Below are 21071 nucleotides of genomic sequence, written 5' to 3' on the forward strand. Positions count from 1 at the left end.
CCCCTTTTCTTTATGAACTACTTTGGGCGACCAGATAGACGCCCGCAATAATGACGAAAATCCCTAATATGCGTATTGACGTTAATGGCTCACCAAAAAAATAATTCGCAGCCAGTGCATTGACTACATAACCTATACTTAGCATGGGATAAGCAAAGCTGACCTGAACGCGCGATAATACCAGCAGCCAAACCACGACACTGATCACGTACATGCACAGGCCCGAAATGATGGGTAAATTCCCCGCTACTTTGACACCAATCGGAATCACATTGGCTGCACTAAATTCAAAATGACCGATTCGGCTCATCCCCGCCTTCAGCATAAGCTGGGCACCCGCATTTAACAGCACCCCCAGCAGGATGAGTGCAAATATCTGCATAACTGACACCTCTCTTCAAAACCACCAGGAACAGGCTCTATTTATCCTTATATATATTGGTATATAGCAATCCGGACCCAGGGGCGGAATATGACGCAAGCAAGAGATGCATAATACAAAATTTTTAGTCAATTTACACATTTCCCAGCAAATTAAGCTATAATAGATGGCCTACAAGCAAACCAATATCTGTATTTATTTGATTAATAAAGAGTTAAGAGGAATCTACACCATGACATTACTCGTTGGCAAAAAAGCGCCGGGGTTTACAGCGGCAGCAGTGATGGCGAATGGAGAAATCAACCCTAATTTCAACCTTCATGAAGCCATTGACGGAAAATATGGTATCGTCTTTTTTTACCCCTTAGACTTTACTTTTGTTTGCCCCTCAGAACTAATCGCGCTCGATAACCGAATTGAAGAATTCACCTCACGCAATGCGCTGGTGATGGGAATCTCTATTGATTCTCAATTCACCCATAACGCATGGCGCAATACACCTGTAGCAAGCGGCGGCATCGGTCAAGTCCGTTATCCACTCATCGCAGACGTCAACCATCAAATTTGCCAGGCTTATGGCGTCGAGCACCCGACTGCACATGTTGCGTTACGTGGTGCGTTCATCATCGATAAGCAAGGCATCGTCCGTTCTCAAATCGTGAATGATTTACCACTCGGCCGTAATGTAGATGAACTCTTGCGTCTGATTGATGCATTAGAGTTTCATGAAAAACATGGCGAAGTTTGTCCCGCAGGCTGGACCAAAGGTAAAACGGGTATCAAACCGACTTCTGAAGGAATTGCAAAGTTCCTTGCTGACGAAGCTGGGCAATTATAATCATTTTCATGATATCTGTAACAAAAAAACCCGCCGCTTGGCGGGTTTTTTATTTTCCTGTCATGTTATTTTCGATAATGCTTTCATTTCTGCGTAAGGTTAGGTAATTCGTTGATGAAACTGCACCTGTCATTGTCGGGAAGCATTGTAATAGCATCTCATAAACTGGACTTTGGCTATTTTACAAAATGCTCGATAATGCTGTCATCCTGAGCGAAGCGCACTACTGTCCGGTGAACCTGTATCATAAATAAACAGGTCTCCTTGAAATTAAATAAATAGGAGGCTTGTATTGTCTATTGCGATATTCTGCAACATGCAAATTATGTCTGATCCAGACTAAAACGAGATGTAATGAACGTTTCTCATTTGAAACATTTTTAAATATTTGTATCAATATAAAAGCAATCAAGGCTGTTGCTATTTGAATTTTAACCGCATTAGAAGATCGGCCCAGAAATTTTTTAAGTCGAAGATTTTGCTTGATCCATTTAAAAAATAGCTCTATTTCCCATCGGGCTTTATAAAGCTTAGCAATATTTTCTGCTGGTAAATCTTTCAAGTTAGTTACCAAAATAAGAGGAGTTTTTCCTTCTCTTTTTACACTTATATATCTCAGCGTCTCGCTATATTCCATGCGTTTTCCACCACGTGGAACTTTATTTGAAATTCTAAAAAGACAATCTTGTAAGATGGGTTCGCGAGTATTTTTTTGCCGGCTTTCTATAACAATGGCCGCATTCTTCTTTAATCGAGTCACAAAATAAGCCTGCCTTTTGTTGATGCTCCACCACCAATTGTAATCGTAGTAACCTTTATCAAACACATAAAGGGTGTTTTTAAGGATTGGCCATTTTTGTCCCATCGTCGCATCATTACAATTTGGATGACTCAACTTCATCCTTAAGGGCAAATCTAATCCTAAATCATATTCAACATGTAGTTTTAATCCTTGTATATGCCGAGTCGCATATTGCTTTGACCACTCATCGTACCCTTGGCCTCTTAGCTGTATCGGGCTACTATCTAATATCCTGATTACTTTTTTTATTTCTTTATGTTTTTTCCTGGGTAACAAAGACATAAGCTGTTCTAATATCCAAAAGAAACTTTCGGCTGGTCGTTTTCGATTGGCATCACTTAAGGTCGAGCGTTTTACTTGCGTTTTTATACCAATTTTTTGACTGTTTATCGCAACCTCTAACGTGCGTAAGCTTTTAATTTCATTAATATGTGCATAAATCATCGTTTTTAAATGTTCAAATGTATTAAATGATTCATAACGATGATCAGATCGAAAGCGTTCTATACATTCCTTCATTAATTTTTTTGTAACGGGTTTTAATAATCGTTGAAAAACGGTATCTTTCATCAGTTCGTCCTTGGTGCTAAATGTGGTGTTTAGCGCGCTATCATAGCGCTTTACCAAGGACGATCAATTTTTAATCTGGTTCACCGGACAGTAGTGGAGCGAAGCGAAGGATCTTCTTTTGTACATCGGGAGATCCTTCGCTTCGCTCAGGATGACAGCATTGTGAAGTGTGTCCGTTTTGCTTGTTGGCCCCGATATAAATTACTGGCTTAAGCTTAATCTTTTATAATTTTTTATTTTTTTGCGGTTTATATCGAAGAGAGTCTGGATTGCTTCGCTATGCTCGCAATGACAAATACAGTTTCATCAACGGAATAGGTAACCTTTGTAATTGTGAGCGTAGCAATAAATGGGAATTAGCTTGTAAAAAATATAAAACTTTATTCATAACATGAATAAAGTTTTATAAACTTTTTTTATTTTAATTTTATAAAGTGACTTACATCTTTAAAAAAAATTGAATCTCTGCTATAAACTCACCTCTACAAAAAATGTATGATAAGCGGGTATTTTTGCCTGTTTTATACGGTGCATTTTTGTATGTTATGAATAAAAAATTGCTAGCAAGTAAACTAAAATGTGCAGCTTTAGCATGTTTGTAAGAAAATTTGCTTGCAATGGTGGACAGTCATGAGTTAATTTTGAAACTCGTCCGGATTAATCATTTCAAGGAGATACAACAACTATGAAATTAAAACTCGTTGTCGCATCAATGAGCATACTTGGATTAGTCAGCGGCCCTGCATTCGCTGCCAAGACTCATAAGATGATGAAGAGTGATATGAAACAAACGGTTCGCCATGACTATAAAGACATGGGAATCCAGGAACCTGTCTGCACCATCAACCCAGCTTCTCTTACCATGGATGAAATGACCCAAAACGTAGGTCGTGCATTACCCAATCCCTGCAACCCAGGCTGGTTTAATCGAATTCAAGTAAGCGGCGGCATCAACGTTGACGTTGGCAAATGGGGTAACAGAAACGCCAATATCATGGGTGAAAACTATCAGCGTTTGTCTTTGAATGATGCTTACATTAACGTTTCTGCCGATGTGAATGATTGGGCAAAAGGTTTCGCAAGCTTAAGCTTCAGCAACCCAACCACCAACGTGAACCCTTCTATCTATAAACTCTGGGGTGCCGCTGAATACAACGCTGCCTATGCCAACAACATCAACGGCAACGCATCAAATGTCATCCAGCTTGAACAAGCTTATGCAACTTTCGGCAACTTTGATGTCTCTCCGATCTTCGTTCAAGTCGGTAAGCAATTCCAAGATTATGGCCGTTACGAGATTCATCCGATCACTGAAAGCATGACGCAAGTCATGACCAAAACCCTGGCGACCTCTATCCGAGCAGGCTTTATTGCTAATGGTTTCCATGGTTCTATCGCAGCATTTGATGATCCAATCAATAAAATGGGCAACACCTCCAGCCCAACCAACTACACCGCTGCTGTAGGCTATGACCAGAACAACGATCAGCTTGGCTTTGATCTGGGTGCAGGTTATATCTACAACATGATTGGCGTGAACGACGTTGCTTACAACGTAGTGAACTTCAATACATTGGGCGGCACACTGGGCAACACTGGTACTTATCGTAATCGCGTAGGCGCTTACGCGCTGTATGGCGATGTCAACAGCGGACCTTTCTCGCTGGGCGCACGTTATACGCAGGCTCTGCAACGCTTTAACGTCAACGACCTGCCGAAGAACGGTATTGCTGACCTGACTGGCGGTGTCATCACTGGCGCACCAATTGCAGGCAGATCCGGTGCTAAACCATGGGCTGCAGGCATTCAGGGTGGTTACGGATTTAATGTCTGGGATAGAAACCAGAACATTTATCTGGGTTATCAAACTTCTCGCGAAGCTGCTGGTCTTAACCTGCCGAAAAACCGCTATCTGGTTGGCTACGGCATCGATGTGTGGAAGAGCACTAACCTTGGCATTGAGTGGGATCATGACAATGCCTATAGCACAGGAAATGGCGGTTCCGGCAACAACACGAACCTTGTTTCCTTACGCGCTGGTGTTCAATTCAGCTAAACCCAGACAATGGGAAAAAAGCCCGCCTCGAGCGGGCTTTTTTTGTCTGAAAATTTGAGTGCGTTTATTTAACTTTGCTTAAACTGGACTTTGGCCATTTTTACAAAATGATTCGATAACGCTGTCATCCTGAGAGCGTTTTTTTGCTCGAAGGATCTCCCGATGTACAAAAGGAGATCCTTCGCTTCGCTCAGGATGACAGCTTTGTGAATGCTTTTCAAAATGGCCAAGGTCCGGTTTAATAAACTACCCGCTAAATTGTTAGCCGATTCGCAATATGACAAAAAAGCTCCGCCGTGCGCTCAGCATCATAAATCGCTGAATGTGCTTGTTGGATATCAAAAGAAACCCGCGCTCGTCTAGCAGCTCGTGCCAGTATGGTTCGATAACGCTGTCATCCTGAGAGCGTTTTTTGCTCGAAGGATCTCCCGATGTACAAAAGGAGATCCTTCGCTTCGCTCAGGATGACAGCTTTGTGAATGTTTTTCAAAATGGCCAAGGTCCGGGTTTAATAAACTACCCGCTAAACTGTTAGCCGATTCGCAATATGACAAAAAAGCTCTGCCGTGCGCTCAGCATCATAAATCGCTGAATGTGCTTGTTGGATATCAAAAGAAACCCGCGCTCGTCTAGCAGCTCGTGCCAGTATGGTTCGATAACGCTGTCATCCTGAGAGCGTTTTTTGCTCGAAGGATCTCCCGATGTACAAAAGGAGATCCTTCGCTTCGCTCAGGATGACAGCTTTGTGAATGCTTTTCAAAATGGCCAAGGTCCGGTTTAATAAACTACCCGCTAAATTGTTAGCCGATTCGCAATATGACAAAAAAGCTCCGCCGTGCGCTCAGCATCATAAATCGCTGAATGTGCTTGTTGGATATCAAAAGAAACCCGCGCTCGTCTGGCAGCTCGTGCCAGTACTGTTTCTCCCAATGTGAGTGCGGAAAGTGAAGCAGTATCAAAGGTAGTAAAAGTGTGAAAGGGGTGATACCGTATACCCGCGCGTTTGGTTGCTGCCAAAATAAAATTCAGGTCAAACCAGGCATTATGTCCAACCAGCACTGCGCGATAACAGGCTGTCTCTTCCAGTTGCTTTCTAACTGCAGCAAAAATTCGATAAAGCGCTTGGCTTTCGGGAATAGCGAGCCGCAAGGGAGAAAAAGGATCAATCCCGTTAATTTCCAATGCCTCCTGTTCAAGGCGTGCGCCTTGAAAGGGCTCAACATGATAGGCGACTGTTTGTTGCCGGTGGAATTTGCCTCCCTCATCCATCTTAAGCAGGACTGCTGCGATTTCCAGCAATGCATCTGTTGCCGGATTTAGCCCCGATGTTTCTACATCTATGACAACCGGTAATAATCCTCGAAAACGGCGGGCTAAGCGTGTTGTTCTATTATTCATCTTTTCTCTGGCCAAAAACTAAGTTTTCACTAAAATAGGGGGGTAGTATAACAGGTGCATCATCTACCTTTCTCACCGCTCCGCTTCTGAGCGGTAACAATTTGATAAATCATTAAAACAATATCGGGAAGACTATGTTAACGACCACACCTTTACCCCAATCCAATCCTCTGCGAGATACTATCACAAAAGCTTATAGAATGGATGAAACGGAATGCCTTAACCGACTGCTTCCAGAGGCCGCCCTTTCCAAAGAGAGTTTAGATCAGGTTGCAGCGACTGCAAGGCAGCTTGTTATTGAAACGCGGGAATACAAAAAGAAGCAGAGTAAAATTGATACACTGCTTCATCAATACGATCTTTCCACCGAAGAAGGTATTGCCCTCATGTGCCTTGCGGAAGCGTTGTTACGTATTCCAGACAAAGCAACCATGGATAAATTCATCAGCGATAAAATTTCAACGGCTGAGTGGAAATCGCATCTCAGCACAGAGAATCCCCTTTTCATTAATGCAGCCACTTGGTCATTGGTCTTTACCGGAAAGGTTTTCGCACCCACGCTTAAAAGTCAGAAAAACCTGATGGGCTCGTTAAAGCGCGCCGTCAGTCGCCTGGGTGTGGCGGTAATACGGCCTTTCATTCTCCAGATGATGAAAACCATTGGCACGCAGTTTGTCATGGGACAAGACATCGATTCCGCTTTGAAGCGCGCTCAAAAAATAGAAGACATGGGCTACCGTTTCTCTTATGACATGCTGGGCGAAGCAGCGCGAACAGCAGAGGATGCGTCGCATTATTATACGGCTTACGAACAAGCCATTGCCGCTATCGGGAAGGTTGCCCATCAAGATAGCCCGATAACGAATCCTGGCATTTCGGTTAAGCTTTCTGCGCTTTCACCCCGCTTTGAATACACACAACGCGAACGCGTACTAAAGGAAGTCCCACCGCTGCTGCTCGCACTCGCCCAGCAAGCTAAACAATATAACATTGGTTTAACCATTGATGCAGAAGAAGCAGACAGGCTCGATCTCATGCTGGATATTTTTGAAATGGTTTATACCGATGCTTCGCTCGACGGTTGGACAGGTTTGGGTATTGTCGTACAAGCCTATCAGAAACGCGCCTCCTTCGTCATTGACTGGCTGGCGGATCTCGCTAAACGGCACGGTAAGCGCATTATGCTGCGCTTAGTCAAAGGAGCTTATTGGGATGCAGAAATCAAGATGAGCCAGGTCCAGGGCTTCAACAATTATCCGGTTTTTACACGTAAAAATTCAACCGATGTATCTTATCTTGCCTGCGCAAAACAGCTGCTTTCACAACCCCAGTGTTTTTACCCCCAGTTTGGCACGCACAATGCCTATTCCGTTGCGGCCATTATGGAAATAGCGCAGCAATATAATAAGGCTGAATTTGAGTTCCAGTGCCTGCATGGCATGGGCCGGCCTTTATATGATCAGATCGTGGATAAAACCAAATTCAATCTTCCCTGCCGCATCTACGCACCCGTTGGCACGCATAAAGATTTATTAGGCTATCTGGTTCGCCGTCTGCTTGAAAATGGCGCGAATAGTTCGTTTGTCAATCGTCTGGCCGATGAAAGCATTCCCATGGAAAAAATTATTGCTGATCCGGTCGCTTATATTGTGGGCCTAGAGAATAAACGGCATCCCAAAATTCCGCTGCCTCAAGCCATTTATGGTGAATGGCTCAATTCCAGCGGCATCGATCTCTCCAATACACTGCAACTCGCTCAGCTTAAAAAAGCAATGGAAACCGCTGCAAAAGAAACATGGACCGCAGGCTCCATTGTAAACGGTAAAGTTTATATTGATAAAAACCCTCACCCGGTTGTCTCGCCCAGTCATATCGAGCAAGTAATTGGTTATGCTAGCAAGGCTGATGAGACTCTGATTGAAGAAGCGCTTCAAACCGCCGTAAATGCAGCATGGGATTGGGCTACCACACCCGTTACTGAACGGGCGGCGATTTTAGAACGCGCAGCCGAAATTTTTCAGCAGGAAATGCCTGCTTTAATGGCGATCGTTACTCAGGAAGGCGGACGATGCATACAAGATTGCCTGTCAGAAGTCCGTGAGGCCATTGATTACTGTCGTTATTATGCTTACCGGGCACGACATGATCTGATGCCCATGCCATTGCCTGGCCCAACGGGTGAGTCCAACCAGCTTTCGCTGCATCCGCGTGGGGTCATTGCATGCATCAGCCCCTGGAATTTTCCCATTGCCATTTTTACAGGGCAAATTGTGGCTGCACTGGCTGCAGGCAACCCTGTAATTGCCAAACCTGCTGAACAGACCCCGCTCATCGCATTCAAGACAATAGAAATCCTGCATCAGGCAGGTATTCCTAAACCTGTCTTGCAGCTGCTTATCGGACCAGGCAGTGTGGTCGGTGCCAAATTGGTCAGTGATCCTCGCATCGCGGGTGTCATTTTTACTGGTTCAACTGAAACAGCGAAGCGAATTGAACAGTCGCTGGCAAACAGGACCGGACCCATTGCGCTTTTCATCGCAGAGACCGGCGGCCAGAATGCTATGATTGTCGACTCCTCCGCTTTGCCGGAGCAAACGGTGATAGATATCGCTCAATCTGCATTTAACAGCGCAGGCCAACGTTGTTCAGCCTTGCGCGTCCTGTTTGTGCAAGAAGAAATTGCCCCGCGATTGCTCGCAATGTTAAAAGGCTATATGGAAGAATTGACCATCGGCGATCCCCGCCTGCTTGCTACAGATATTGGTCCTGTCATCGATAACGATGCACTGCAGATGCTGAAAAATCATTTTGCCAAAATGAGCCATGAAGCCAAGCTTATCGCACAAGTCCCTATGCGCGAGTCTCCTTCAGGTCATTATTTCGCTCCTTGTGTATTTGAGATTGAACATCTCGGTTTGCTCGAGCGAGAAGTTTTCGGCCCGATTCTACATGTTATCCGCTATCAGGCACGCGATCTGGATAAAGTAATGGATGCTATCATCCGCACCGGGTATGGATTAACATTAGGGATTCACAGCCGCATTGAAGCAACGGTACAATACATCCAAAATCGGATGCCGGTTGGCAATATTTATGTCAATCGCAACATGATTGGCGCAGTGGTAGGTGTACAGCCATTCGGCGGTGAACGATTATCCGGTACAGGCCCAAAGGCAGGCGGCCCGCATTATTTGCCGCGTCTTTGTGTTGAGCACACCGTCTCCACGAATACGACTGCAGTAGGCGGTAATGCACGTTTAATATCACTACTCGAGGAAGATTAATGGCACAAGCACACCCAGTTACCTATGTCATATTTCTCATTTTCACAGGTACTGCCATTTTATCAACGATCGCGTTATTCACGCGCCAATCGCTGCTGGTTGCCTATATTGCACTAGGGGCCATTCTTGGTCCCTGGGGCCTTAAACTGATTGATAACGCAGGTATAAACCGACAGGCAGGTGATATTGGTATCATCTTCCTGCTGTTTTTGCTGGGACTGCATTTGCAGCCGCAAAATCTTTTTCATTCCTTACGGAAAATGAGTCTCATTACCCTGACAAGCTCGTTTATCTTTTTTATTCTGGGTTTTCTTACCAGTCATTTATACGGTTATACTTTTGAAGAAAGCGCCCTCGTAGGTATCGCTGCAATGTTTTCGAGTACCATTATTGGTATTAAACTACTACCTACGACAATCCTGCATCATCAACATACAGGTGAGTTAGTCATCAGTATCCTGCTGTTACAAGACATTATCGCTATTGCCGTCCTATTAGGCATGGAGATCGCAGCGAGCCGTTCCGTTTCATACAACCATGTAATGCTGGTCATCAGCGCTTTTCCGGTTTTATTACTCGTCGCTTATGTTTTCCAGCGCTATATCCTGGCGAGGCTGCTGGAACGTTTTGACAAAATTCATGAATACATTTTTATTCTCTCAATCGGCTGGTGCCTTTGCATGGCGCAGCTAAGCCGCTCTTTTGGGTTATCAGAGGAAATCGGCGCATTCGTTGCAGGCGTTGCACTTGCCTCCAATCCGATCTCATTTTATATCGCTGAAAGCTTAAAACCCCTGCGGGATTTTTTTCTGGTGATTTTCTTTTTTACCATTGGCGCCGGGTTTAACTTTGATTATTTTTCAACTGTCATTGTGCCTGCTTTAACACTCGCAGCCATTATCTTGCTGCTAAAACCAGTGGTCTTTAACTGGCTGCTCAGCCGCTCGGGTGAAGTCAAATCAGTCAGTTGGGAAATTGGTGTTCGATTAGGACAAATGAGTGAATTTTCCTTGCTCGTGATTTATATGGCGCTCGAAACAAAATTATTATCGCCAGCGAGCACTTATATGGTGGAGGCGGCCATTATTATTACGTTCATTGTTTCCTGCTACTGGACCGTCATGCGCTATCCAACGCCGCTAGCCTCAACCGACAAACTGCGACGAGATTAGGATGCTTTAAAATATTCTGAATCCTGTTCGCCTTCTTTAGACAAGTCACTTTCTGAATCTTTGCTTTCACCTTCAAAAGCACTGTTCTGAGACAGGTGACTATCTATATCTGCAGGTGGCTGTGATTGCCAAAAAGGAAAATTCATGGCTGCTAGTTGAGTTCTGTTTTCATTAAGTATGACATTGTCTTCAAGCCCGGTCGGTGTTTTGACATCATTTTTGATGACATTGACGTATGCATTGTTGTTATTATCATCAGAAAAATTTTTTTGTGGTTTAGCTGCAATCTCATCATTTATTTCAACTGGTTCGCTTTTACGCTTATGAGAATAGACATCTCTCTGTTTATGTTCATTAAAACGTTTAACCTGAAATAAAAATCTGAAAAAGGCCATCACCTCATCATCAACACCCGCCAGCACTAACACTTGCTCAAGATCAGCAAATACCTGGCCATTATGAAAAACGGCGAGCTTCGGATTGATTGCCTCTCGAATCTGCGCAGCCGTATATAGAGAATCATCTGCAGGATTAAAACTATCTGTCATAAATAAAATAGAAGGGGCAGCGTGTTTTCCCAGCTTGTATAGGATCTTGTTAATATTGCCCAGTCCATCTTTCAATTCTTCGTCTGCCATGACTTCATACTGACGGCCGTATCCAGAGGATGAACCCCTAATCGTTATAAAGCCTTTGACAGCGATAGAAAATTTACCACTTTGTCTTTCAATTTGCTTTTGGATACTATCTTCTAAGCACATCACTGTTTTCTTGGCGTAGACGGTATTCAACAGCAGCGCCAGAAAATAATGACCAAATGAAATATAATGACATTTACCGCCGCCCAGCACGGGTGTATAAGCATTTTCACTCGTCATTGTCAGCATACCAACCTGCAATAACGGCCAACCCGATGATTTGTTACGCGGGACCAGGGGGATTTTTTCATCCATACGGGGATTGGATTGATTATGCTCCTCCACATAAGGCTGTTCATTTGACATAACCGGAGTGATGAAACTGGGTTGATAGGATCGGCCTGAAGCTAGCATATTCGTATAAACCTGATTTTTAACAAATAGTTATAAGATTTTTAACTTACTCTTTGTACGCTACATCTTATTTTGATTTAACGTTATAATACCAGTCTAAAATTAATCTAAACTTAATGTATAAGTTCAAAGCCAAGCACGTAGCCAACCGTTAAAAATGAGAAACATATGGGCATTCATTCGCATTCACATCAAGGCAACACCGGCCATCATCATACACATGAAGCACCGCATTCGTTAAACAAAGCATTTGCGATCGCCATTGCCATCACTTCAGCCTACATTCTTGCTGAAGTCATTTATGCGTTTATGGCAAACTCCATGAGCTTGCTGGCGGATGCCGTACATAATCTTGGCGACGTGCTGGGGCTTGTTCTTGCCTGGATTGCGAACTGGCTGCTTTCGATTCCAGCCCGCAAACGTTACAGCTACGGATTCAAACGCACGACCATCATCGCAGCGCTTGCCAATGCGTTTATTCTGGTTGCCACATCGGCACTAATCGCCTACGAATCTGTCTTCAAGCTGATTTATTTAACCGATGTAAACGAAGATATCGTCATTGTTATCGGTATCATTGGTGTTTTCGTGAATGCCGGCTGTTCACTGCTTTTTATGCGCGGTGCACGTGATGATATCAATATTAAAGGGGCTTTTTTACATCTGGTTGCTGATGCGCTCATTCTGGTTGGCGTTGTAATAGGTGCAGTATTGATTAAATATACAGGCATTTTATGGATTGATCCTGTACTGGGTCTCATCATCGTGGGTATTGTGCTTTGGGGCACATGGGGATTATTACGCGATTCGGTCAGCCTCATCCTGGATGCGATCCCCCACTATATAGATTACGCAGGTGTTAAAGACTATCTCAATCATTTGCCGGGTGTAAAAGCCGTACATGATTTTCATATCTGGGGATTAAGCACCAAAGAAGTCGCGCTCACTGCACATCTTGTGATGCCCGAAAAACCATTAACTGATGCCGATTATAAAAAAATAAACCATGAGTTGCATGACAAATTCCGGGTCAATCACGTTACGCTACAAGTTGAATCCGGCAGTGATGATGATCCCTGTCTTCGCCGTGAAAAATGTTGAAACATAGCATTTTTTACTTTGATTTTATTGCAGCCAGTGCCTTTTTTGCAGCTTCGTGACCTTTGCTGGCAGCTTTCTCATACCACACTCTGGCTTCATTAGCATCAGGCGCAACACCCCAGCCATTTTCATAGAGGCGAGCCAAATCATACATTGCCTCCGGCACATAATGCGGCGAGCCTGCTGCCCGACTCAGCCACTGAAATGCGCTTTCATAATGCTGGCTAACGCCTATCCCCTGCAAATAATGGCGGCCAACTTCATAGGTGGCTTTGGCATTTCCCTTACCTGCGGCTTCACGCATTAACAGAAAAGCCATATCATTGTCCTGCGCAACGCCATAACCGTGTTCATACAATATGCCTTGCAAATAAATAGCATGATGATCCTGACGCGCGGCATGCTTTAAATAAAGCTGCAGCTGTTCCTGTTCTTCCACTGAGATTGCTTGGGCACGAAAATGCTCAAGCAGGCGATGGACTGATGCTTCATCCCCTGCCGCCGCTTGCTTGATAAGTTGCGCAAAATCTTCAATCATATGGATAGCTATTTTATTATCCTTTTATACACGCAAGGGGCCTTAAAAACGCAACACGCCGAGCCAGGCCACCTTTTTCAGTCGCTTCAGCAACCTCATCAACATCTTTATAAGCACCAGGCGCTTCTTCTGCCACGCCACGCATCGTTTTTGAGCGTATATAAATTTTCTGCCGCTCGAGTTCATCGATAAGCTGCCTGCCATGCCATTGTTTTAGCGCCTGATGGCGACTCATTTTTCGACCAGCACCATGACTTGCGGAAGAAAAAGCCTGATTTTGTTCCACGGGATTGCCCGCCAACAAATAAGAGCCTGTGCCCATGCTGCCGCCAATAAATACAGGTTGACCTGTTTGTTTATACCGTTCGGGCAATAACATATGTCCAGGCGGTAATGCCCGGGTGGCACCCTTACGGTGTACGAACAATTCACGCTCCTTATTATCGACGCGATGCTTTTCCTGTTTGCACGTATTATGCGAAACATCATACAACGTTTCGATGTGAATATCGGGAATGATGGATGACATGGCTTCTCGGGTCAGATGCGTGATAATTTGCCGGTTAGCGAGCGCACAATTAATCCCCGCACGCATTGCGCCAATGTATCGTTGGCCTTCTTCAGAAAGAATGGGGGCACACGCCAATTCGCGATCGGGTAAATGAATACCCAACCGACCGGCTGCCTTGGCCAATGCCACAAGATAATCGGATCCAATCTGATGTCCCAATCCTCTTGAACCGCAATGAATGGCAATAATGATTTGTCCTTCACTGATGCCAAATGCTCGTGCTGCCTCTGCATCATAAATTTTTTCGACGACTTCTACTTCCAAGTAATGATTGCCTGAACCCAGCGTTCCCATCTCGCCGAGCTGGCGTTTTTTTGCCTGATCAGAAACATTGTCAGGTTCTGCGTCTGCCATACAGCCTTTTTCTTCAACATAATTGAGATCTTCACGCACACCGTAACCTTTACGTAACGCCCACTCTGCACCCCCAGTCATTACCTTGTTAATTTCCGTCATAGAGAGACGAATTTCTCCTTCGGAACCCACACCCGCAGGAACAGTATTAAATAATGCATCGACAATTTGCAGTAAATGTCCAGACACATCGTTGATGAAAACATTGGTGCGCAAACAACGCACGCCGCAGGAAATATCAAATCCTACACCGCCCGCTGAAATAATACCGCCTTCATCCGGATCAAATGCCGCCACTCCCCCAATAGGAAAGCCGTAACCCCAGTGCGCATCCGGCATGGTCATCGCCGCACCCACAAGGCCCGGCAGTTTTGTCACATTGACAATTTGTTCGCGTACCTTCTCATCCATTTCCTCAATTAAGGCTTTATTCCCATATAAAATAACCGGCTTTGGAGTAGAGGTAATGGTCCAGCGATAAGGATCAAGCGGTTTAATATCGGTCATATCCATATAGTTTTAGTCACCTCTTTAGACATCTACTACACATCTTGCTTCCCATTGATGGTCTCTTTTTTTTACCGATAACATGGTTAGCGTGGCACCTTTCACCTCAATACCGCGTTCTATATTTTCATTCCATTTTTCGCCCGACGCCGTGCCTTGCCAGTATTTGCCTTCCTGCTTTAAGTGAAAATCACTCAAGATAAGATTGTGCTCCTGTGCTCTTGCGATCAACTGATTCAGCCATGTTACAAAAGCCAGTTCAAGATCTTCTTCTTCAAATTCAAATGTGATGGTTTGCTGCGAATGGATCTGAGACAAATTCGCCATCAGCGAGAACATCGACTTTGCTGCATTGACAAAACAGGCTTCAACCGTTTCACCACGGCCGATAATACCGATATCCGCATCATGCTCAAAATAATTTTCTTCGTCTGTCATTCCTATCGCCTAGAGCGCAACAGCTTTGGGCTTAACCAGGCGTTCAAAATCATGATAGCCAAGCTGGATCAGTTCGGAATGTGATCCGGCATTAAACAGAATATGATCTTGTTGGCTTAACTGGCTAGAAACATACACCGGCATGTCATATAGATTTCCAAACGGCGGCATTGCACCTACTTCACACCCCGGAAACTTATCTTTAAATTCCGATTCGGAAGCAAGCTCCGCTGTCGAGCCTAAGTCCTCGCGCAGTTTAGCAAAATTAACCTGGTCATTTGCCGGGATGACCACCATGGCAAACTGGCCATCTACTTTAACAATCACGGTCTTAGCAAGTTGTTTGCCTGAAACATGGGCTGCCGCGGCGATTTCCTGAGACGTAAAAGCGGGCGAATGGCCGAGCGTAATATATTTAACATGGTGACTATCAAGGAATTCTTTAAGCTTTTTAACAGGCATGGCGATCTCCTTTTCATTACTCATCTTAACATTAGTATTATAGCCCCGTTAGCCAGCAGAAGGATCATTGCCTTTTAACCACACTTGTTGTAAATTGCAGCTCGCGTAACAAATGAACAATTCGCAATGGAATATAAATTAAACAAACACTTACATGCCGAGCGCTGGCTGTTTCTTTTTATCTCAATTCACCTGATAGGCTGGACGCTTGTCCCTGCCCTGGTTCGTTATAATCTCCCGCTCGACGCCATTGAGGGAACAACCTGGGGCCACCAGCTGCAATGGGGCTATGATAAAAATCCGTTTCTGAATGGCTGGTTAACCGCGCTTGCGGGTTTTCTGGGCGGTCCTTCCGGATGGATGATTTATCTTTTCAGTCAAATTTCTGTTGTCGTCTGTTTTTGGGCGATATGGCGGGTAGCAAAAAACATGTTGCATCCCGCTTATGCACTTATTTCCGTCATGCTGCTGGAAGGGGCACAGTACTATAACTTCCACGCCATCGATTTCAATGACAATACACTGGAGTTGGGATTATGGGGACTGTCTATTTATTTTTTTTATAAAGCCTTGCGGTCTTCAAATCATTATCGAGCCTGGTTTCTCACTGGTCTCTTGGCTGGCCTTGCCTTTATGGCAAAATACTATACCGCTGTTCTGCTGGCTAGCATGACGTTGTTTCTCTTTTTACGCGCTGAAAATCGCAAACAGTTAATCACGCCAGCGCCTTATGTGGGTCTGGTTACCTTTTTAATTGTTATTTTGCCGCATCTTGTATGGTTATTCTTTCATGACTTCATTACTGTCACCTATGTTTTTCAACGTACCAGCAGCCCGCCCTCATGGACAAATCATTTCTTTTTTCCTCTGCAATTTACCTGGCAACAAGGTCAGGTGCTTTTGCCTGTTCTTGCCCTTTTCGCATTATTGCTGATGGGTAAAAAGCCCATTCTGGCGCAAGAAAAAACTGAACTGACTTCGTTTGATAAGGCTTTTTTATTTTATATTGGCCTGGGCCCTTTTTTATTGACCATTTTACTCGCTTTACTCTTCGGCATTCGATTACGTGCAGGCTGGGGTATGCCTTTATGGTCGCTTGGGGGAGTTATCCTCGTAGCAATGCTTCAACCCCACCTCACCAAAAGCAAATTCTACCGTTTTATTGCTGCTATTTTTATCATGATTGGCGCCATGCTGAGTGCATACAGTCTTTCATTGATTGATTCTCCCGATCCCTCCAGCGCCAATTTTCCAGGACGTGAAATCGCAGAGACCGTTACCAACGCATGGCGTGAAAAATATCACACTCCGCTTGCTTATGTAGGCGGATCGCGATGGGTGGGTGGAAATATCGGTTTTTATTCTTCAGACCATCCTGCTGTATTTATCGAATGGAACAAGAAACGCGCGCCATGGATCAACATAGCGGACATGAAAAAACAGGGGGCAGTATTTGTGTGGGAAATTTCAGCTGGCGAGACACTCCAAGACAGTGTGCGCAAGCAATTTCCACAATTGTTAGAAAACCAGATAATGACTTTTTCCTGGCTGCGAAATCGCTACGACTTGTCTCCCATCAAGATTGGCGTTGCCATTTTACCGCCTGCCGAATCACGCTGATATAGCCTAAAATTTCTCCTAAAACTAATGGGTCGTTAAAACACCGCGCGAATCGCCTGCAAAGCCGTATCAATATCCTCTTGGGAAGTGAATCGACCAAATGAAAAACGCACTGAGCTTTTTGCCTGGTCTTCGCTTAGTTCCATTGCGCGTAAAACATATGAGCCTTCGGTGCCCTTGCCCTGGCAAGCTGACGCCGTCGATACGGCAATGTCAGGCAGCTTCGCCAGAATCGCATCAGCAAGCATACCTTCGAAGCGAAGACTTAAAATATGCGGGACAGTGTGATTGACGTCCCCATTAATTCTAAGGTTCGTAATGTACTGCAAGCCGGATAAAAAATGATCACGCAAGCTTTTAATCGCCAATGTATCCCGTTGCATTTCCTGCGCTGCAAGATGAAATGCTTCCCCCATTCCTGCAATCTGGTGTGTGGCGAGTGTACCGGAGCGCATGCCCTGTTCCTGACCGCCGCCATGAATCAAAGGAAGAACACGCACACGCGGCTTTTTACGTAAATAGAGCGCGCCCACGCCTTTGGGACCATATACCTTGTGAGCGCTGAGCGATAATAAATCAATGGGCGTTTTACTCAGGTCAATGCTGATTTTTCCTGCGCTTTGTGCAGCGTCAACATGAAAAAGAATTCCCCGCTGAGAAGTGATACGGGCAATAGCGTCCACATCCTGTATGACGCCTGTTTCATTGTTCACATGCATGATGGAAACCAACACAGTATCATCACGCAGCGCTGCTGCGAATTCGTCAAGATCGAGCAGACCCTTTGGCGTGGGTTTCAGGTAAGTGACTTGATAACCTTCCTTCTCCAGGTGCTGACAAGGATCAAGCACCGCTTTGTGTTCCGTTTTCATGGTAACAATATGCTTGCCTCTGCGCTGATACAAATAAGCTGCGCCTTTTAAGGCAAGATTGTTTGCTTCGGTTGCGCCTGACGTCCAGATAATTTCTTCGGGTGCCGCATTGAGTAAAGCAGCCACTTTTGCTCGTGCGCCTTCAACCACTTCTCTGGCAGCTTGGCCGAATGCATGTTGTGATGCCGGATTGCCAAACAAACCATCCAGGGTCAAACAGGCTTGCATACATTCCGCAGCACGGGGATCAAGCGGCGTTGTCGCCGCATAATCTAGGTAAACAGGTTTTAAAAGCATTATCAGAATTTGAATGTATTCGTTGGTTTTGAAATTTCCACTTTTTCTGCATTCATTTTTTCTAATTCACTCGCTAATTTATCCGGCGTTATTTCCCATGGTGTTCTAAATCTTGGTCGAGAAAAAATGCCGCCGCCTATTTCGACAAAATGTTTCACTAACGAAGTGCAATTATAAATTTCTGGCAGAGAACGATCGATCTTACTGATTTTTTTGCTTAACTGTTTATTTACCGACCCTGAAAAAGGGTTCTCGGCAATGATGCCTACCGAATGAGGACTGAGATTGCGAGTCCAGGCGTACAGGCTGATATTTGGAAATAATTGATAGCAAACCTTGTGCTGTTTGACGCCTTCCTTGATTTTTTGCGCTTCTTTCTGCATTGCATCGACATCCAAATCTTTTAATTTATAAACGAAATCAGGCGCCTGTTTGTAAATGATATCTTGAGCAAGGACTTCAAATTGCGCACTTGTCTGATGTCTTACTGACTGTGCTTCCTGATCTTCAGTTAATTTATTCGCGAAAACAGATTTCAATGGAAAAATCTTTGTGGGACCGATGGAAGGCAGCCATTTCGGCCAGATACTCATATAATTGCCTGGATCATTTTCCGTGTACTTTGGCTGATCTCCGCCTATTTGAATGGCTGCATGGCCCACTGAATCGACTTGCATTTTCCAGATAAAGACCCAAACGATTTTATCTTTCGCTTCAGTCTGCTGCTGGGAAGAGGAGTTTGTTTGCTGACCGGATGAAACTTGGCTACTAAAGAAAGCTGGAAAGAAAGCGGGAAAGGTCGATCTGCGATTCAACATTGTCTGTCCTCCTGTACTCTTCTCATTAACGTAGTACATCTATTCATACAAGCTATAGCTGATCGACCGCTATAACACAAGTTTTTTTAACCCAACACAGGTTTTCGATTGTGATGAGGGTGAGTTCCTGATTTGTGTTCCGCCTTCAGTGCTTCTTCAATGAGCGCTTCTTTTTCTGTTTCATTTATCTTTTTGGCCCCAATGTATTCTAATGACAAGTGTTGCCCTATCGGTGAATTGCCCCAGGGCAGCAAATTGGGAAACCCTTCTTTTGGATAACCACCCGCTTCCAACAATCGGCGAATAACTGACGTACAGTTATCTTTTTTTACTGCGGGAACTTTTGGATGATCATGATCCAGCGGTATTTCACTGATCGGTTCATGCGCAAAAGGTGAAACACTAGGATGATAGTGATTGGCATAAGCAATCAGATTATGAATACGTGGCACATTGGGGAAAAACTGGTACCCATGCTTATGGTCTTTCACATCTTCGTGCATCTGATCATGAAGCTTTTTCATTTCGTCATAATGAAGATGAGGTACAACCGTTACCATATCCGGCTTTCTTCCCTCATTTTCAATATCTTCATGCATGCCACAGGAAAAATGGCCGCCTAATGACAGAAATTTAAATGGTAGAAAATTTACATATTTTGTTGCCGGCTCTGCAGGGTAAAAGCTAATATAAAAAGGTTGATCATTCTGGCCGCCCTTGATAAGCACAGCCTGGTGGCCTATTTGCTGACGTTCTTTATCAGGCAGCCAGGTATAAACAACTGCCAAACCCTTTTTGTCCTGGTCTTGTTTTGTATCATCATTCGCAGAACTTACTGTGTGTTTCTTTGCCAGGTGCGAAGGTGCAAATAAAGTCAAATAGGTAGTCATGGAAGAACCGAACAATACCTTGGAATACTTTAAAAATAACTCTCTGGATTTCATGGATTCATAGCCCTTGAATATTCTAATTAGAATGGAATGGCTGAAAATATAACTCATTTACGTTAAGGAAGTATTAAATAGCTGATTATTGGAAATATTTTATTTTATTAATCAATTAGATACTGATAAACCGCTTTCACTGAAAAGCGTTCACAAGACTGTCATCCTTCGCTCAGGATGGCAGCTTATTGAGCATTTGTAAAAATGGCCAACGTCCAGCAGAGAGTCTAATTTATTTCATATAATCATAAACAACGCGGCCATACGGCAAAATGAGGTCGCTCACCACATGGACAGCGGAGATAACTTTTCGCACGGGCAGCTCGGAAACCGGAGCCAGCGCATGCGCAAACAAGCTGATTTCTGCAGGCCCCGACCAGGCGCCCTTGATTTTAAGATCTTCATAAACATATTCAACCAGCTCACAGATCCGGGGCTTGCCATTTACATGCGGAATAATTTTGAGCAGATAGCCGGGTGACATAAATGCTTTAAAAATTTTCTTCTTATCGAGCTCCTGATGTTTGTAACCCATTGTAGCTGTTGCAATCCGGCATCCCTCATAATCGAGTGTGCCCAATAAGGTTTCTTTCACCACCTGCAGATTGGGATCCGCGAGCTTCTTGGGAAATCCCCATATCTCCCTACCGCCAGCGATGGGCGAATCATCGTTCAGATACATGGCATGGGTATAATTGCCCACTTTGTTTTTGAACTTCACGGGAATCACTTGACCAGATTCCACATAACTGCCAAAGCCGGTTGAATCCGGCATTAAAATAAATTCAAATTTGACAACCGGCTCCGTCACTTGAAGCGGTTCGGGAACGACTTCCTTAAGAACATCCATATCCGTTTCATAAGTGACAATGAAAAATTCCCGGTTGATAAAGCGATAGGGGCCGCGCGGATAAGAAGGGCGATACAAAGGCATGGCAAATGCATTTTTAAGTACTTGATCCTTTTTCATAGTAATAACCCTTCCTTAGGCCAAT

18 protein-coding genes and 2 pseudogenes are annotated in these 21071 nt (G+C 44.4%); 6 read left to right on the forward strand and 14 right to left on the reverse strand.

Features of this window, described 5'->3' with window-relative positions:
• Positions 1 to 10 precede the first annotated feature (10 nt).
• Positions 11 to 382 carry an EamA family transporter gene (locus AQUSIP_RS07460; protein WP_114835343.1) on the reverse strand — a complete coding sequence of 124 codons (372 nt, stop codon included), beginning with the start codon at positions 380 to 382 and terminating at the stop codon, positions 11 to 13.
• 232 nt (positions 383 to 614) lie between these two features.
• Between AQUSIP_RS07460 and AQUSIP_RS07465 the strand changes: the two genes are divergently transcribed.
• Positions 615 to 1220, forward strand: coding sequence for a peroxiredoxin (locus AQUSIP_RS07465; RefSeq protein ID WP_114835344.1), 606 nt, complete (start codon positions 615 to 617; stop codon positions 1218 to 1220).
• Between the two features lie 244 nt (positions 1221 to 1464).
• Here AQUSIP_RS07465 and AQUSIP_RS07470 read toward each other — a convergent pair whose 3' ends face one another.
• The gene (locus AQUSIP_RS07470) at positions 1465 to 2592 is read right to left on the reverse strand and encodes an IS4 family transposase (protein WP_232058605.1); all 1128 of its coding nucleotides are present in this window, start codon (positions 2590 to 2592) and stop codon (positions 1465 to 1467) included.
• Between the two features lie 685 nt (positions 2593 to 3277).
• Between AQUSIP_RS07470 and AQUSIP_RS07475 the strand changes: the two genes are divergently transcribed.
• Complete coding sequence (locus tag AQUSIP_RS07475) at positions 3278 to 4648, forward strand: LbtU family siderophore porin (RefSeq protein WP_114833652.1); 1371 nt, start codon at positions 3278 to 3280, stop codon at positions 4646 to 4648.
• Between the two features lie 253 nt (positions 4649 to 4901).
• Here the strand turns inward: AQUSIP_RS07475 and AQUSIP_RS12605 are convergent.
• The 3 genes and pseudogenes from AQUSIP_RS12605 to rnt form a co-directional block, all read right to left on the reverse strand.
• Positions 4902 to 5033, reverse strand: a pseudogene (locus tag AQUSIP_RS12605) (ribonuclease T); the annotation flags it as partial.
• Between the two features lie 138 nt (positions 5034 to 5171).
• A pseudogene (locus tag AQUSIP_RS12610) lies at positions 5172 to 5303 on the reverse strand (ribonuclease T); the annotation flags it as partial.
• Between the two features lie 137 nt (positions 5304 to 5440).
• A complete protein-coding gene (gene rnt / locus AQUSIP_RS07480) occupies positions 5441 to 6046 on the reverse strand; it encodes a ribonuclease T (protein WP_148326090.1) in 606 nt (201 codons plus the stop codon).
• A gap of 134 nt (positions 6047 to 6180) precedes the next feature.
• Between rnt and putA the strand changes: the two genes are divergently transcribed.
• A complete protein-coding gene (gene putA, locus AQUSIP_RS07485) occupies positions 6181 to 9330 on the forward strand; it encodes a bifunctional proline dehydrogenase/L-glutamate gamma-semialdehyde dehydrogenase PutA (protein ID WP_114833654.1) in 3150 nt (1049 codons plus the stop codon).
• Positions 9330 to 10502 (forward strand): cation:proton antiporter domain-containing protein, encoded by a 1173-nt coding sequence (locus tag AQUSIP_RS07490; RefSeq protein ID WP_114833655.1) that lies wholly within the window; start codon positions 9330 to 9332, stop codon positions 10500 to 10502. The genes putA and AQUSIP_RS07490 overlap by 1 nt, the downstream gene beginning before the upstream one ends.
• Here AQUSIP_RS07490 and AQUSIP_RS07495 read toward each other — a convergent pair.
• Positions 10499 to 11554, reverse strand: a complete 1056-nt coding sequence (locus AQUSIP_RS07495) for a hypothetical protein (protein ID WP_114833656.1) — start codon at positions 11552 to 11554, stop codon at positions 10499 to 10501. The genes AQUSIP_RS07490 and AQUSIP_RS07495 overlap by 4 nt on opposite strands.
• 168 nt (positions 11555 to 11722) lie before the next feature.
• Between AQUSIP_RS07495 and AQUSIP_RS07500 the strand changes: the two genes are divergently transcribed.
• On the forward strand, positions 11723 to 12655 hold the full coding sequence (locus AQUSIP_RS07500) for a cation diffusion facilitator family transporter (protein WP_114833657.1): 933 nt from the start codon (positions 11723 to 11725) through the stop codon (positions 12653 to 12655).
• Positions 12656 to 12668: 13 nt separating this feature from the next.
• Here the strand turns inward: AQUSIP_RS07500 and AQUSIP_RS07505 are convergent, their stop codons facing one another.
• From AQUSIP_RS07505 to AQUSIP_RS07520, 4 genes are read right to left on the reverse strand one after another with little or no spacing between them, the layout of a single operon-like run.
• A complete protein-coding gene (locus AQUSIP_RS07505; protein ID WP_114833658.1) occupies positions 12669 to 13193 on the reverse strand; it encodes a tetratricopeptide repeat protein in 525 nt (174 codons plus the stop codon).
• A 16-nt stretch (positions 13194 to 13209) separates the two neighbouring features.
• Positions 13210 to 14631, reverse strand: a complete 1422-nt coding sequence (locus tag AQUSIP_RS07510; protein WP_114833659.1) for an RtcB family protein — start codon at positions 14629 to 14631, stop codon at positions 13210 to 13212.
• Between the two features lie 18 nt (positions 14632 to 14649).
• Positions 14650 to 15063, reverse strand: coding sequence for an archease (locus tag AQUSIP_RS07515; protein WP_114833660.1), 414 nt, complete (start codon positions 15061 to 15063; stop codon positions 14650 to 14652).
• Positions 15064 to 15072: 9 nt separating this feature from the next.
• Entirely contained in the window at positions 15073 to 15525 is a 453-nt protein-coding gene (locus AQUSIP_RS07520; RefSeq protein WP_114833661.1) for an aminoacyl-tRNA deacylase, read from the reverse strand.
• A 126-nt stretch (positions 15526 to 15651) separates the two neighbouring features.
• Between AQUSIP_RS07520 and AQUSIP_RS07525 the strand changes: the two genes are divergently transcribed.
• Entirely contained in the window at positions 15652 to 17145 is a 1494-nt protein-coding gene (locus tag AQUSIP_RS07525; protein ID WP_114833662.1) for a glycosyltransferase family 39 protein, read from the forward strand.
• 35 nt (positions 17146 to 17180) lie between these two features.
• Here the strand turns inward: AQUSIP_RS07525 and AQUSIP_RS07530 are convergent, their stop codons facing one another.
• The 4 genes from AQUSIP_RS07530 to AQUSIP_RS07545 form a co-directional block, all read right to left on the reverse strand.
• Positions 17181 to 18314, reverse strand: coding sequence for an aminotransferase class V-fold PLP-dependent enzyme (locus AQUSIP_RS07530; RefSeq protein ID WP_114833663.1), 1134 nt, complete (start codon positions 18312 to 18314; stop codon positions 17181 to 17183).
• A 2-nt stretch (positions 18315 to 18316) separates the two neighbouring features.
• Positions 18317 to 19132, reverse strand: a complete 816-nt coding sequence (locus AQUSIP_RS07535; protein WP_114833664.1) for a hypothetical protein — start codon at positions 19130 to 19132, stop codon at positions 18317 to 18319.
• A gap of 86 nt (positions 19133 to 19218) precedes the next feature.
• Positions 19219 to 20076, reverse strand: a complete 858-nt coding sequence (locus AQUSIP_RS07540; RefSeq protein WP_114833665.1) for a hypothetical protein — start codon at positions 20074 to 20076, stop codon at positions 19219 to 19221.
• Positions 20077 to 20308: 232 nt separating this feature from the next.
• Entirely contained in the window at positions 20309 to 21046 is a 738-nt protein-coding gene (locus tag AQUSIP_RS07545) for an acetoacetate decarboxylase (protein ID WP_114833666.1), read from the reverse strand.
• Positions 21047 to 21071: the final 25 nt, after the last annotated feature.

The organism is Aquicella lusitana, from assembly GCF_902459475.1.
Taxonomy (GTDB): Bacteria; Pseudomonadota; Gammaproteobacteria; order DSM-16500; family DSM-16500; genus Aquicella; species Aquicella lusitana.

What these genes read in the sequence shown, in the direction of transcription:
- AQUSIP_RS07525 (WP_114833662.1), top strand. Translation starts at nt 15,652, where the DNA reads ATGGAATATAAATTAAACAAACACTTACATGCCGAGCGCTGGCTGTTT.
- AQUSIP_RS07515 (WP_114833660.1), bottom strand. Translation starts at nt 15,063, where the DNA reads ATGACAGACGAAGAAAATTATTTTGAGCATGATGCGGATATCGGTATT.
- AQUSIP_RS07520 (WP_114833661.1), bottom strand. Translation starts at nt 15,525, where the DNA reads ATGCCTGTTAAAAAGCTTAAAGAATTCCTTGATAGTCACCATGTTAAA.
- AQUSIP_RS07530 (WP_114833663.1), bottom strand. Translation starts at nt 18,314, where the DNA reads ATGCTTTTAAAACCTGTTTACCTAGATTATGCGGCGACAACGCCGCTT.
- AQUSIP_RS07540 (WP_114833665.1), bottom strand. Translation starts at nt 20,076, where the DNA reads ATGAAATCCAGAGAGTTATTTTTAAAGTATTCCAAGGTATTGTTCGGT.
- AQUSIP_RS07475 (WP_114833652.1), top strand. Translation starts at nt 3,278, where the DNA reads ATGAAATTAAAACTCGTTGTCGCATCAATGAGCATACTTGGATTAGTC.
- AQUSIP_RS07490 (WP_114833655.1), top strand. Translation starts at nt 9,330, where the DNA reads ATGGCACAAGCACACCCAGTTACCTATGTCATATTTCTCATTTTCACA.
- rnt (WP_148326090.1), bottom strand. Translation starts at nt 6,046, where the DNA reads ATGAATAATAGAACAACACGCTTAGCCCGCCGTTTTCGAGGATTATTA.
- AQUSIP_RS07470 (WP_232058605.1), bottom strand. Translation starts at nt 2,592, where the DNA reads ATGAAAGATACCGTTTTTCAACGATTATTAAAACCCGTTACAAAAAAA.
- AQUSIP_RS07510 (WP_114833659.1), bottom strand. Translation starts at nt 14,631, where the DNA reads ATGGATATGACCGATATTAAACCGCTTGATCCTTATCGCTGGACCATT.
- AQUSIP_RS07495 (WP_114833656.1), bottom strand. Translation starts at nt 11,554, where the DNA reads ATGCTAGCTTCAGGCCGATCCTATCAACCCAGTTTCATCACTCCGGTT.
- AQUSIP_RS07505 (WP_114833658.1), bottom strand. Translation starts at nt 13,193, where the DNA reads ATGATTGAAGATTTTGCGCAACTTATCAAGCAAGCGGCGGCAGGGGAT.
- AQUSIP_RS07465 (WP_114835344.1), top strand. Translation starts at nt 615, where the DNA reads ATGACATTACTCGTTGGCAAAAAAGCGCCGGGGTTTACAGCGGCAGCA.
- putA (WP_114833654.1), top strand. Translation starts at nt 6,181, where the DNA reads ATGTTAACGACCACACCTTTACCCCAATCCAATCCTCTGCGAGATACT.
- AQUSIP_RS07545 (WP_114833666.1), bottom strand. Translation starts at nt 21,046, where the DNA reads ATGAAAAAGGATCAAGTACTTAAAAATGCATTTGCCATGCCTTTGTAT.
- AQUSIP_RS07535 (WP_114833664.1), bottom strand. Translation starts at nt 19,132, where the DNA reads ATGTTGAATCGCAGATCGACCTTTCCCGCTTTCTTTCCAGCTTTCTTT.
- AQUSIP_RS07500 (WP_114833657.1), top strand. Translation starts at nt 11,723, where the DNA reads ATGGGCATTCATTCGCATTCACATCAAGGCAACACCGGCCATCATCAT.
- AQUSIP_RS07460 (WP_114835343.1), bottom strand. Translation starts at nt 382, where the DNA reads ATGCAGATATTTGCACTCATCCTGCTGGGGGTGCTGTTAAATGCGGGT.